General features: G+C 51.2%; 13 protein-coding genes. 8 read left to right on the top strand and 5 right to left on the bottom strand.

Going from position 1 to position 12,919, the window contains the following annotated elements; all coding sequences use genetic code 11:
* The first annotated feature begins 19 nt into the window (after positions 1 to 19).
* The gene (locus HMPREF9442_RS13170; protein WP_008629494.1) at positions 20 to 1,135 is read left to right on the top strand and encodes a sulfotransferase family protein; all 1,116 of its coding nucleotides are present in this window, start codon (positions 20 to 22) and stop codon (positions 1,133 to 1,135) included.
* Between the two features lie 68 nt (positions 1,136 to 1,203).
* Here HMPREF9442_RS13170 and HMPREF9442_RS13165 read toward each other — a convergent pair whose 3' ends face one another.
* A complete protein-coding gene (locus HMPREF9442_RS13165) occupies positions 1,204 to 1,833 on the bottom strand; it encodes an OmpH/Skp family outer membrane protein (protein WP_008629492.1) in 630 nt (209 codons plus the stop codon).
* Positions 1,834 to 1,847: 14 nt separating this feature from the next.
* The gene (locus tag HMPREF9442_RS16480; RefSeq protein WP_021981240.1) at positions 1,848 to 2,069 is read right to left on the bottom strand and encodes a hypothetical protein; all 222 of its coding nucleotides are present in this window, start codon (positions 2,067 to 2,069) and stop codon (positions 1,848 to 1,850) included.
* A gap of 105 nt (positions 2,070 to 2,174) precedes the next feature.
* Here HMPREF9442_RS16480 and HMPREF9442_RS13155 point away from each other — a divergent pair, with 105 nt between their 5' ends.
* The 3 genes from HMPREF9442_RS13155 to HMPREF9442_RS13145 are packed head-to-tail and all read left to right on the top strand — an operon-like array spanning position 2,175 to position 6,172.
* Entirely contained in the window at positions 2,175 to 3,632 is a 1,458-nt protein-coding gene (locus HMPREF9442_RS13155; RefSeq protein WP_172634410.1) for an aminoacyl-histidine dipeptidase, read from the top strand.
* 54 nt (positions 3,633 to 3,686) lie between these two features.
* Complete coding sequence (locus tag HMPREF9442_RS13150) at positions 3,687 to 5,165, top strand: hypothetical protein (protein WP_008629487.1); 1,479 nt, start codon at positions 3,687 to 3,689, stop codon at positions 5,163 to 5,165.
* The gene (locus HMPREF9442_RS13145; RefSeq protein WP_008629486.1) at positions 5,162 to 6,172 is read left to right on the top strand and encodes an endonuclease/exonuclease/phosphatase family protein; all 1,011 of its coding nucleotides are present in this window, start codon (positions 5,162 to 5,164) and stop codon (positions 6,170 to 6,172) included. Before HMPREF9442_RS13150 ends, HMPREF9442_RS13145 begins: the two co-directional genes overlap by 4 nt.
* A gap of 17 nt (positions 6,173 to 6,189) precedes the next feature.
* Here HMPREF9442_RS13145 and rlmH read toward each other — a convergent pair whose 3' ends face one another.
* The 3 genes from rlmH to HMPREF9442_RS13135 form a co-directional block, all read right to left on the bottom strand.
* Positions 6,190 to 6,663 (bottom strand): 23S rRNA (pseudouridine(1915)-N(3))-methyltransferase RlmH, encoded by a 474-nt coding sequence (gene rlmH, locus HMPREF9442_RS13140; RefSeq protein ID WP_008629484.1) that lies wholly within the window; start codon positions 6,661 to 6,663, stop codon positions 6,190 to 6,192.
* A gap of 15 nt (positions 6,664 to 6,678) precedes the next feature.
* Positions 6,679 to 6,831, bottom strand: coding sequence for a YqaE/Pmp3 family membrane protein (locus tag HMPREF9442_RS16020; RefSeq protein ID WP_008622165.1), 153 nt, complete (start codon positions 6,829 to 6,831; stop codon positions 6,679 to 6,681).
* A gap of 128 nt (positions 6,832 to 6,959) precedes the next feature.
* Complete coding sequence (locus tag HMPREF9442_RS13135) at positions 6,960 to 7,904, bottom strand: NAD(P)H-dependent flavin oxidoreductase (RefSeq protein WP_008629482.1); 945 nt, start codon at positions 7,902 to 7,904, stop codon at positions 6,960 to 6,962.
* 169 nt (positions 7,905 to 8,073) lie between these two features.
* Here HMPREF9442_RS13135 and HMPREF9442_RS16315 point away from each other — a divergent pair, with 169 nt between their 5' ends.
* The 4 genes from HMPREF9442_RS16315 to HMPREF9442_RS13120 all read left to right on the top strand — a co-directional run bounded on the left by HMPREF9442_RS16315 (position 8,074) and on the right by HMPREF9442_RS13120 (position 12,872).
* On the top strand, positions 8,074 to 8,214 hold the full coding sequence (locus HMPREF9442_RS16315; protein WP_157183541.1) for a hypothetical protein: 141 nt from the start codon (positions 8,074 to 8,076) through the stop codon (positions 8,212 to 8,214).
* 336 nt (positions 8,215 to 8,550) lie between these two features.
* Positions 8,551 to 9,399: a carboxylating nicotinate-nucleotide diphosphorylase gene (nadC, locus tag HMPREF9442_RS13130; RefSeq protein ID WP_040603168.1), complete on the top strand. Its 849-nt coding sequence runs from the start codon at positions 8,551 to 8,553 to the stop codon at positions 9,397 to 9,399.
* Between the two features lie 115 nt (positions 9,400 to 9,514).
* The gene (locus HMPREF9442_RS13125) at positions 9,515 to 11,200 is read left to right on the top strand and encodes a M23 family metallopeptidase (protein WP_008629474.1); all 1,686 of its coding nucleotides are present in this window, start codon (positions 9,515 to 9,517) and stop codon (positions 11,198 to 11,200) included.
* Positions 11,166 to 12,872 carry a C69 family dipeptidase gene (locus HMPREF9442_RS13120; RefSeq protein WP_008629473.1) on the top strand — a complete coding sequence of 569 codons (1,707 nt, stop codon included), beginning with the start codon at positions 11,166 to 11,168 and terminating at the stop codon, positions 12,870 to 12,872. Before HMPREF9442_RS13125 ends, HMPREF9442_RS13120 begins: the two co-directional genes overlap by 35 nt.
* Positions 12,873 to 12,919 lie beyond the last annotated feature (47 nt).

Genomic DNA, 12,919 nt, shown 5'->3' with positions numbered 1-12,919 from the left:
AATTAAAAATCAAAGTTTCATGGGATTATTAGAGTTCAGCAAACTTCCGGTCAATACGTTAGTAGGTGCCGATTGGAAAACGTTTAAAGAAATGACGCGTGGTCAGGAAATAGCTCCGGACAAGCGTACCAAGTATTATCTGACGAAAAGCGTATGCAGGCTGTTGAGTTTGTTGGCACCTATCCAAGACCGCAGGTTTGAGGAGAAGTTGGGGGCGTACGAATTCGACCACGATCCTGTTTTCATCCTCGGGCATTGGAGAAGCGGTACGACTTTTGTGCACAACATCTTTGCTCAGGACGATAATTTTTGCTATACGACAACGTACCAGACTGTATTTCCCCATCTGATGATGTTCGGGCAACCGTTCTTCAAGAAGACGATGGGGTGGCTTATGCCGGACAAGCGTCCGACGGATAATATGGAGTTGGCTCCCGACCTGCCGCAGGAGGAAGAATTCGCTTTGTCGAACATGATGCCTTATTCCTTCTATGACTTTTGGTTCTTTCCTCAGAAATGGCAGGAATATTGCGACAAGTATCTGACGTTCGAGAACATTACGAAAGAGGAACTTCAGGTATTCAAGGAAACATTTGTGAAGTTGATGAAGATTTCCAGGTACTGTACGACGGGAGGTGATGTGTATTTATCCAAGAACCCGCCTCATACGGGACGTGTAAAAGCCTTGGTCGAAATGTTTCCCAATGCCAAGTTCATTTATCTGATGCGTAACCCCTATACGGTGTTCGAGAGCACACGTAGCTTCTTCTCCAACACCATCAAGCCGTTGGAATTACAGCATATCAGCGACGAGGAGATGGAGAAGAATATTCTTCTTACCTATACAAAGCTTTACCGCGCCTACGAGGAACAGAAAAAATATGTGCCGGAAGGAAATCTTTTCGAAGTGAAATTCGAGGATTTTGAGGCTGATGCATTCGGGACTACGAAGCTCGCGTATGAAAAATTAGGTATTCGCGAGTTTCATTGTGCCGAGGCTGCCATACGCCGATATACAGACCGGAAGAAAGGCTACAAAAAGAACAAATATGAGTATAAGCCCCGTACCATTCAGTTGGTGAATGAAAATTGGGGATATGCCCTTAAGGATTGGGATTATGAGATACATCCATAAGATGGGATTCCGTATCTTCCTTTAAAACGAGGCATCCTCTCATTTTCGGGTGAGAGGATGCCTTATTTTTATTCTTTGATTTTTCCGCTGATTTTTTCGGCCATTTCCGGTTTCTGTTTGTACCGCTTGTTCAGGCCGTTTACCACGTCTTTAGTAATGTCGTACTTAGCGTTGGCTACCAAGATATTGTCTCCCGCCTTGCTGATGATATAATCGAATTTCTTTGATTTATTGTATTCTTTCAGGAATGCTTGGATGGAATCGCGCATTTCGGTGTTGTATTTTGCTTGTTCTGCGGCGAAATCATTCATCAACCGGTCGTTTAATGCTTGCAAGTCCTGTTGTTGTTTGGCCAATGTCATTTGAGCCTGTTCCACTTGTTCTTTGGTGGTGAACTGGTTGGTTTCATATTTCTTTTGCAGTTCTGCGGCTTTAGCCTGGAGGGCGCGTTCTTTTCCGGCCAATGTAGCCCGGATATTTTCTCCCTTTTTGTTCATCAGGAGCGTGTAGTCTTTACAGAAATTGTATTGCGACATCAGAGTGTCGATTTCCACGTATGCGATTTTCAATCCGCCTGCAGGGATTTCCGTAGCTTGAGTGTTTGTTTTTTCTTCCGGTGCCGACTTGTTGCATCCCGTCAGGGCGAATGTGGCTGCCAGGGTGATAAGTCCTGCGCCAATGATACTGTTTTTCTTCATTATTTTTTCTTTATTTATGATTTTCTTGTACTGCGTTCATTGATTCTATGTGGGTTTTCCACCCGTTCCAGGGCATCCATGGTTTGTACGCACGTGATGCCCCGTTTGCGCATAGCCGCACTATGGCCTACGTGGGTGTTCGGGAAGCGGCCGTTTTTCTTGAAAAGGATTTTTATGGCAAAGAATGCCATACTTATGGCCACAATTATCAGGGTAAACAATAGTGTCTTCAACATTTTTGCGTATATTTGTGCTGCAAAGATAAACTTTAAAAGCGTGGATTTGTGTCGTATCTTCGCTTTTAACCAAATTTAGTAGAATGAATATATAAAATTATGGATATGGAAATGAACTCATTGAAACCAACCGAGGTTTTTAAGTTTTTTGCAGAAATCAACCGGATACCCCGTCCTTCCAAGAAAGAAGAGCGGATGATAGCTTATTTGGAACAGTTTGCCCGTGAAAGAGGTTTGGAATGTAAGGTGGACGAGACGGGAAACGTATTGATTCGTAAGGGGGCGACTCCGGGGATGGAAAACCGTAAGACGGTGATCTTACAGAGCCACATGGATATGGTTTGCGAGAAGAACCGTGAGGTGGAGTTCGATTTTGAAAAAGACGCGATTCGTACGTGGGTTGATGGCGATTGGTTGCGTGCGGACGGGACAACGTTGGGGGCCGACGACGGGATAGGCGTGGCGATGGAGTTGGCCTTGTTGGATGCTTCGGATATTGCCCACGGCCCGATAGAATGTGTGTTTACCCGTGACGAGGAGACGGGCTTGAGCGGTGCGTTCGGCATGAAGCCTGGTTTCATGTCCGGTGATATTTTGTTGAACTTGGACTCGGAAGACGAAGGGCAGTTGTTCGTAAGTTGTGCCGGGGGAGCGGCAACTACGGCTGAATTCGACTTTAAGCCGGTGGATGTTCCGCAGGATTATTTTTTCTTCGAAGTGAAGGTGAAAGGATTGAAGGGCGGACATTCGGGTGACGACATCAATAAGAAGCGGGCGAATGCCAACAAGATACTGGCGCGTTTTCTGTATAATGCTTGGGCAAAATACGATTTATATTTATGCGACATCCAGGCCGGAGGTCTGCACAACGCCATACCCCGTGAAGCGATGGCGGTTTGTGCCATCCCGATGAAGGACAAGGAGAGTATCCGTGTGGATTGGAATCTGTTCAGTGCCGATGTGGAAGAAGAATACAGCGTGACCGAAAAGACCATGGTTTTCGAGTTGCAGAGCGAAAGCGCGAGGCCGGAAGCCGTGGAGCGCGAAGTCGCCCGCAAGCTCATTTGGGCTTTACAGGCCGTGCACAACGGTACTCTTTCCATGTCGCAGGATATAGATTTGGTGGAGACCAGTTCCAATCTGGCCAGTATCCGTCTGACGGACGGCAATAAGATTCTGGTGAAAACCAGTCAGCGCAGCAGCATACTGAGTGCACGCCACCACATGAGCAATATGGTGAAAGCCGCTTTCGAGTTGGCAGGTGCCCGTGTGGAAGTGGGCGAAGGCTATCCGGGTTGGAAAATGAATCCGGAATCAGAGATTTTGAAAATAGCGGTGGAAACTTACAAAGCCTTGTTTGGCAAAGAACCGAAAGTGTTGGGGATACACGCCGGATTGGAATGTGGGTTGTTCAGCGAGAAGTATTCCGGTCTGGACATGGTGTCGTTCGGCCCGACGTTGCGCGGAGTACATTCGCCCGACGAACGGTTGCTGATACCGACGGTTGCCACGGTTTGGGACCATATCAAAGCCATTTTGAAGAATATTCCGGTGAAAGCCTAAAATAAGCGGGGCATATCTGCGTTATGACAAGGCAGATATGCCTTTTTTGAATTTATGAATATGCGAAAAATATCCGTCCTTTGTGGCTCAGTCCTTGTGTGGGGCGTCGTGGCTGTATCCGGTTTTACGTCTTGTGACGACTCCATGTCGTTCACGACCGACCGCAGTGCGCTGTTATCCTTTTCTGCCGATACGGTGCGGTTCGACACCGTGATTTCAACCGTAGGGTCGAGCACACGCCAACTGATGGTTTACAACCGTAACGCAGATGGCCTGCGTATTGCGTCCGTACGTCTGAAACAAGCGTATGCCACTCCCTTTCGGGTGAATGTGGACGGTTCCTATTTGGAGCCTGAAAGCGGGGCACGGGCATACGATTTCGAGGTGCGTACGGGAGACAGTATCCGTGTCTTTGCAGAGGTGACGATGCCGGAAAACGGGCAGGATGCCCCCGTAGCCTTGAACGACACACTGATTTTTGCCTTGGAGAGCGGGGCGGAGCAGCATGTCATTCTTACAGCAGTGGGGCAGGATGCCTATATGTGGCGTGGCAGGGTGATAGAAGCCGATACTTTGTTGGAGGCCGGACGTCCGATTGTGGTGTACGACAGCCTTTCCGTAAAAGAGGGAGTGACATTGTCCATGGCCGCAGGTGTACAGTTGTATTTCCACGACGGGGCTAACCTTTGGGTGCACGGTCGTATCGTGGCCGAAGGGACGGTCGATCGTCCGGTGGTGTTCCGTGGCGACCGTACAGACCGGATGTTCGACTACCTGCCATACGACAATACGCCTTCCCGTTGGGGAGGTATACGGCTGAAGGCCACGAGTACGGACAACCGGCTGAACCATGTGGACATCCATAGTGCTTCCTACGGCATTGCGTGCGACAGCTCTTCCACGGACGCGATGAAACTGACGTTGGAGAACAGCGTGATTCATAACGTAGGAGGCGAAGGATTGGGGCTGTACCATTGCCGTGCGTCGGTAGGCAACACCCAAATCAGCAACACGTTAGGGCATTGTGTGGCCGTGGTAGGGGGGTGGGCCGAGTTCGTGCATTGCACGTTGGCGCAATTCTATCCTTGGGATGCTGAGCGGGGCGATGCCTTGTATTTGGCCAACAAATGGTTAGCTTTGGATTATCCTCTCCAGCATGCCCATTTCCTGAACTGTCTGGTGACGGGATATGCCGACGATGTGGTGACGGGAAATCTGGAAGACGAGAACAAGGATGTGGATTACTATTTCGGGAATTGCGTGCTTCGTACGGTCGAGGCGGAAGACGATGCCTCGCGTTTCGTCGGCGTGGTGTATGAAAAGAAAGACGAGGAGGGTTCCGGCCAAGAACAGTTCCGGTTGTTCGATACGGATAACTATCTGTACGATTTCCGTTTGAAAGACATTTCCATTGCACGTGGCAAAGGCTCGACGGAGTGGGCCGCCCGTTATCCGACGGACCGTTACGGGACAGACCGTTTGACGGAACCGGTACCGGATGCCGGGTGCTATGAATTCGTGCCCGAAGAATGAAACCGCTTGTTTGGCTTTCGGCGTTGCTTTGTGGATGGAGCGCGTGGCTTCCGGTCAAGGGGCAGCAACCTTTCCGGGTCATGTTCTACAATGTGGAGAACTTGTTCGACTGCCGTCATGACAGCCTGAAGGAAGACCGTGAGTTTTTACCCGGTGGGGAGAAGAAATGGACACCGTCGCGTTACTGGCGCAAGTTGGATGCCTTGTCCAAAGTCGTTGCGGCTGTAGGAGAAGAACGTTTGCCGGATTTGGTCGGGTTGTGTGAGGTGGAAAATGACAGTGTGCTTTTCGATTTGACCCGGCGTTCGTCCCTGCGTGCGCTCGGTTACCGTTACGTGGCGACCCACTCTCCCGATGTGCGGGGCATCGACGTGGCCTTGCTCTATCAGCCGGGTAGTTTCCGTTTGTTGGAGTCCCGCGAAATCACCGTTCCTTCCGTAGATGCCGGATTCCGTCCCACGCGCAATGTCTTGTATGTAAAGGGAAGAGTGCTTTCGGGAGATACGCTGCACGTGCTCGTATGCCATTTGCCCAGTCGTCTGGGAGCGACCCGTGTTTCACGCCGCCATCGGATGTTGGCGGCGCGGACGGTGTCAGCCGTTGCCGACTCCATCCGTACCGTGGTGGGCGATGCCCGTATTGTGGTTATGGGTGATTTCAATGCCGGAAGTGAAGACGAAGTGTTCCTTGAAGCGTTTATTCCATATTTCCATGAGCCAGAACTTGCCTTTTCCAGGCAGAGTGAGGTGAAAGGCTCCTACCGCTACCGGGGTATATGGGAAACGATTGACCATATCTTGGTCAGTCCGGTGTTGATGGACAACAGCCGCCCGTTTCATACGTCCGACGGATGTCGCGCCATAGTGGCCTTTCCTTTTATGTGCGAACGGGAAAAGACGTATGGCGGCGTTCGTCCGTTCCGCACCTACCAAGGCCCGTTGTATAAAGGAGGATACAGCGACCATTTTCCGGTGACATTGGATTTCGAGTGGCGGTTTCCCGAATGAATGTCTGCCCGGAAGGGTTATTCATGATGATAAGGTTCACCGTTGATGATGGTCATGGCCCGATAGATTTGTTCGGTGAAAATCAGACGGATCATTTGATGCGAGAAAGTCATGCGCGAAAGCGATACCTTTTCGTTTGCTTTTGCATAGATGCGTGGTGAGAAACCGTAGGGGCCGCCCACGACGAACACCATCCGCTTCAGGCCGGCCGCCATCCGCTTTTCCATCCATGCGGCGAACTCCACCGAACGGTGTTCCTGTCCGTGTTCGTCCAGCAAGACGATATGGTCGCCCGGTTGGAACGCTTTCAACAGCAAATCCGCTTCTTTCTCCTTTTGTTGTTCTTCCGAAAGGCTTTTGGTATTCCGCAATTCCGGTAAGACTTCGATGCCGAAAGGCAGGTAGTGCCGGATACGTTTGGCATATTCTTCTATGCCTGCAATGAAATGCGGGTCGTTCGTCTTGCCGACGACGAGTAGGGTAATCTTCATGGCCGCGACGGATTATTATTTTTTGTTTAGGATGACCAAAGCCGCAATGACTCCCGGAATCCAACCGGCCAGGGTGAGGATGAACACGATGACTACCGATCCGCAACCTTGGTCCAGTACGGCCAAAGGTGGAAAAATGATGGAAAGGAGAACTCTGAATAATGACATTTTATTTTTCTATGTGCTTGATTGGACGGGTCAAAGTTAGGAAAAAGTTTCAAGAACCGGCACGGAAACCCTCCGTTTCTGTGCGGTTTTGTGCCTACGGTAGGGCAGGGGGCGCGTTCCAGTCTTCTTCAAAAGCCGATGGCGGCCACGTCCTTCTGCGCTTTCCGGAAGTTTTCCACGAGTTGCCGTACGATGTCTCCGGCGGGACGTATGGCATCTACGGACGATGCGATTTGTCCGATTTCGAGTTCGCCTTGTTCAGTGTCCCCCTCGAAAATGCCGCGCTTAGAGGCCGCTTTGCCTAAAATGTCGCGCAGTTCTTCCGCATTAGCTCCACGGGCCTCCGCTTCGGCCACTTTGTCGAACAGCCCATTCCGCACCAGGCGTGTGGGCGACAGTTTTTTGAGGCAGAGCATCGTGCCGCCTTCGTCCAAAGCGAGGCAACGCTGTTTGAAGGCTTCCGAAGCCGAACTTTCTGCCGACAGGGCAAAAAGGGTACCGATTTGTACCCCTTCGGCTCCTAATGCCATGGCTGCTAACATCGCATCTCCGCTGCCGATTCCTCCGGCTGCCACGACCGGAAGGCCGGTGGCGCGGCGCACTTGCGGTATCAGGGTGAGGGTCGTCGTTTCTTCACGTCCGTTATGTCCTCCGGCTTCGAATCCTTCGGCTACGATGGCGTCTACTCCGGCCTCCTCGCATTTCCGTGCGAATTTGCTGCTCGACACCACATGAGCCACTGTCACGCCTGCCTCGTGAAGCATCGGGGTGAATTTCTTGGGGCTTCCGGCCGAAGTGAACACTATTTTCACTTCTTCCCGTATGAGGATGTCCATCAGCCGGTCTATTTCCGGATACATCAGCGGGACGTTCACGCCCCACGGCCGATCTGTAGCTGCCTTCATCTTACGGATGTGTTCCACGAGAGTTTCCGGATGCATCGAACCTGCTCCGAGCAGTCCCAATCCGCCGGCCTGGCTGACGGCAGATGCCAGTCTCCATCCGCTGCACCACACCATGCCGCCTTGTATGATGGGGTAACGGATGCCGAAAAGTTCGCATATTCTATTCATGTCGCTTTGCTTTTAGGGTTGTTGTATCCCAAAGTTAAGCAAAAAGACGGCAGGTCGCGGCTTCGGCCCTACGGAATTAGCATTCTTTATAGGATGATCGTATACTGATGATGTTCGACCGAGAAGGGAAATTCCTCAAGTCCATGCCATGACGGTGGGTAAGGGCATAATGAGTAAAGCTGATACCATTGCGGAAACGTTGAAACAATATCGGGAAAAAGATGGCACGTTGCCCCCTGCGCTGCATGAGGTGGAACGGAAGTTCAACCCCGACGGCAATCCGCTCCTCATCGTGTGGAAAATCAAATGACAGATTCGCTCCGGGCGTTTGTAAAGGCAGGTTCAAGGTGTTTGTCTTTTTTCTTTTTGTTGTGGTTTTTGAATATTATAATGTATTGAATATCAGTATAGTGCTTTCGTAAAATCAATCTGCGCCAAACGAAAAATCAATCGGCTGAGAATGAAAAATCGTTTGGCGCAGATTGATTTCACGTTCTCAGCCGATTGATTTTTGTTATTCAAAAGTCGGAAAATGCCGTCCGTCGTTCTTTATCTTCCGAAAGGTATTGAAAAAAGCACCTCCTTTCGTTTTTATGTTGTATCTTTGCCGGGAAATCATTGCGAATACATTAAAGGAATAGGAAATATGTTGTCAGTAGAAGAATTGAATGACCGTTTGATTGATTTGGCTTTTGCCGAAGACATAGGCGATGGAGACCACACTACGCTCTGCTGTATTCCGGCGGATGCCATGGGAAAATCCAAGTTGCTCATCAAGGAAGAAGGCGTGTTGGCCGGAATAGAAATCGCCAAGGAAGTGTTCCGTCGCTTCGATCCGGACATGAAAGTGGAGGTGTTCATCGAGGACGGGGCGCACGTGAAGCCGGGCGACGTGGCCATGGTTGTCACGGGACGGGTGAGGAGCCTGCTGCAAACGGAGCGCCTGATGTTGAACATCATGCAACGCATGAGCGGCATTGCCACCATGACGGATAAGTACGTGGAGCGGCTGAAGGGAACGCATACCCGTGTGTTGGACACGCGTAAGACGACCCCGGGCATGCGTATGTTGGAAAAGGCGGCTGTGAAAATCGGAGGCGGCGTGAACCACCGTATCGGGTTGTTCGACATGATTCTCTTGAAAGATAACCACGTGGACTTTGCCGGTGGCATTGCCAACGCCATCAACCGTTGCCATGAGTATCTCAAGGAAAAAGGAAAGGACCTGAAGATAGAAATCGAAGTGCGTAATTTCGACGAATTGCAACAGGTGTTGGACATGGGTGGCGTAGACCGTATCATGTTCGACAACTTCTCCGTGGAGGATACGCGTAAGGCCGTGAAGATGATAGGCGGCCGTTTTGAAACAGAATCGAGCGGCGGTATCACTTTTGACACTTTGCGCGATTATGCCGAGTGTGGGGTAGACTTCATTTCCGTCGGGGCACTGACCCATTCCGTCAAAGGGCTGGATATGAGTTTTAAGGCTTGTTGACAGGCCATGGGTCTGTCGGATGGACAAACGGTTGCCGGGACTGTCGCGTCGTGAAAACGGAAGGGAGACAGTCTTGGTAATCGTTTTTTGCATATATAATTAAGGTATATAAGATATGAAGAAACACTTTTGGTGGATGAGTGTGGCTTTGTGGCTCCCTTTGCAGGCAGCGGCACAGGACGAGCGTTTCCATTCTCCGGTGGACATTCCGTTCCTGATGTCGGGCAGTTTCGGCGAACCGCGTCCGAACCATTTCCATTGCGGCATCGACGTGAAGACGCAAGGTGTGGTGGGAAAACGGGTATTGTCCGTATGCGACGGCTACGTGTCGCGGCTTACGGTGGGTTACGATGGTTTCGGCAATGCCCTTTATGTGACGCACCCCAACGGACTGGTATCCGTTTATTGCCATTTGGACGAGTTTGTGCCGGCGTTGCAGGAAATCGTCCGTAGCCGCCAATATGAGATGGAAACGGAACGGGTGGACGTGGTGCTTCAGCCCGGCGAGTTTCCGGTGAAGGCCGGGCAACTGGTGGCATACAGCGGTAATACGGGGGCTTCTCTTGCCCCTCATCTTCATTTGGAATTACACAGGGCGTCGGACGGTGCGTTGGTGGACCCGTTGCCTTATTTCCGGCATTTGCTGACGGACGACATGTCGCCGGTCGTACACGGGGTGAAGCTGTATGCTTGTCCGGGGCAGGGTTGGATAGACACCGGAAGGTCGTCCAAGACATTCACGGTCACGGCCGATGCTTCTGCCCGTGTGGTGCGGGCTTGGGGGCGTGTGGGTGCTGCCGTTTGGGCGGACGACCTGATGAACAACACGCAGAATAAGTTCGGCATCCGTCGCATCACGCTGAAAGTGGACGGCAGGCAGGTTTTCCAAAGCCTGATGGACGAATTCATGCCGGACGAAAACCCGTTGGTGAATTCGTGGGGAGACTATCCCCACTACCGGAAAACGAAACATTGGTATTTGAAGTCTTTTGTAGAGCCGGGTAATACATTGTGTTTCCTGTCGGCTGACGAGAACCGGGGGTGGGTGGACGTGGACGAGGAGCGCGACTACCTCTTTGAATATGCCTTGGAAGATTTGAAAGGAAACGTCCGGGTGTGCCGTTTTACGGTGCGGGGCGAACGTGACGATGCGCGTTTGGCCGAAGCGGAAGAGCGTGAGCAGCTTCGGAGGGCTTCGGGCGCATGGTTGGAGTACGACCGTCCGCAAGTGGTGCAGCGTCCGGGGATGGAGTTGCGCATTCCGGCAGGAGCATTGACAAAAGATGAAGTGCTTCGTCTTCGGGTTGAAGCCAAAGAAGACGGGATTTCCAACCTTTATGTGCTCCACGATGAGTTTGTGCCGTTGGTGAAACGGGCCACGTTGATGTTGGCGCCCCGTACGCCTGTGTCCCGTCCGGAGAAATGTTATATAGAATCTTCCCGTGGATATGTAGGGGGAGAGTATGCAGACGGTTGGTTTTCTGCCCGGATTCGGGATTTGGGGGAGTCGTACGCGTTGGCCGTGGACACCGTGGTGCCTGTGGTTCGTTGGAAGACGGCTTTCAATGGCAAGAAAGTTAGCGTGTTGCGTTGCGTTCCGACAGACAGCGGTTCGGGGGTGAAGTCTTTCAAAGCATACGTGGATGGCCGGTTTGTGCTCTTTACTTCTTATCGCGGAGTTTGGACTTGCCGGTTGAAAGAAACGCCGTTGCGTCCGGAAGGCAAACGCCGCCGGTTGACCGTGAAGGTGACGGATCGTTGCGGAAATGAAACAGTGGATGAAAAAGAGTTTATTTATTAATGATAGATCTATTGATAGAAAGATGAAATTCAAATGGGTAATGACGGTCGTGTTGGCTGTGTGCACGGGCTACGGGCAGGCTTGCACGAACCTGATAGTGGGAAAGAAAGCGTCGGCTGACGGGTCGGTCATCGTATCTTATAGCGCAGACGATTTCGGCAGTTTCGGTTATTTGCGCCATTGGGCCGCCGGAAAGCATGCGAAGGGCACAATGCGTCCGGTGTATAATTGGGAAAACAACAATTATGCGGGAGAGATAGAAGAAGCTCCCGAAACGTACAACGTGATAGGGAATATGAACGAATATCAGTTGACGATTACGGAAACGACTTTCGGTGGTCGTGCCGAACTGGTCGATTCAACCGGATTGTTGGATTACGGTAGTTTGATATACATCACTTTGCAACGTGCCAAGACAGCGAAGGAAGCTATTAAAGTGATGACGGATTTGATTAATCAATACGGGTATAACAGTGAAGGCGAAAGCTTTACGATAGCAGATAAGAACGAGGCGTGGGTCATGGATCTGATTGGAAAAGGGACGGGACGCAAAGGTGCGGTGTGGGTGGCCGTGCGTGTGCCGGACGATTGTATCTGTGCCCATGCCAACCAGAGCCGCATCCGCCGTTTCCCGTTACGCGACAAGGAGAACTGCCTTTATTCCAAAGACGTGATCAGCTTTGCCCGCGAGAAGGGATATTTCAAGGGAAAGAAAGACAGCGATTTTTCATTTGCCGATGCTTATGCTCCCGCTGATTTCAGTGCTTTGCGTTTTTGCGAGGCACGGGTGTGGAGCTTCTTTAACCGCTACGTGGACGGAATGGAGAAATATTTGCCATACGCTTCGGGAGAAAACCCGCAGGCCGAACCGACGCCGCTGTTTGTCAAGCCGGATCGTCGGCTTTCCGTGCAAGACGTGAAGGATATGATGCGCGACCATTATGAAGGCACTCCGTTGGCTTTAGACAACGATCCCGGTATGGGGCCTTTCGAAGCTCCTTACCGTCCTACACCGTTGACTTGGAAGGTGGATGGAAAGACGTATTTCAACGAACGTCCTATTTCTACCCAACAGTCGGCATTTGTCATGGTGGCACAGATGCGCAGCCAGTTGCCCGATTATGTGGGAGGTGTACTGTGGTTCGGCTGCGACGATGCGAACATGATGGCTTTCACGCCGGTGTATTGCTGTACGGACTTGGTGCCGGAGTGTTATAGCGACAAGGTGGCGGACGATTTGCACTTTTCTTTTAAAAGTGCTTTCTGGGTATGTAATTGGGTAAGCAGCATCGTGTATCCCCGTTACAGCCAGTTGTTCGGTGAACTCAAAACGGTGCGCGACCGGTTGGAAACCGATTACAATACGTTACAGGAGAAAACGGAAAAAGAAGCCATGGCATTGGCCGGGACGGAGGGCGAAGGGATGTCGGCCGTCCGTAAATACCTGACGGCTTATACGAACCGGATGGCTGCCGGAATGCTCTATGAATGGATGGAGCTGGGCAAGCGTCTGATGGTGAAATATATTGACGGGACTGTACGTCCTGAAAGAGACGGGCTGTATGTGCGTACGCCCGGAGGGTTGGGCGTTCCAGTAGAACGTCCGGGATATCCGGAACGTTACCGGCGTGAAATCGTGAAGGCTACGGGAAATCGCTTTGAGGTGAAATAAATCGTGCAATTAGGGTATTTTCAGATTTCATCGTAGGCGATATGCTG

The sequence above is a fragment of the Paraprevotella xylaniphila YIT 11841 genome, from assembly GCF_000205165.1.
In the GTDB taxonomy this organism is placed as follows: Bacteria; Bacteroidota; Bacteroidia; order Bacteroidales; family Bacteroidaceae; genus Paraprevotella; species Paraprevotella xylaniphila.
Note: the sequence above shows the minus strand (reverse complement) of the source record. Positions and strands in the feature narration are given on the sequence as shown.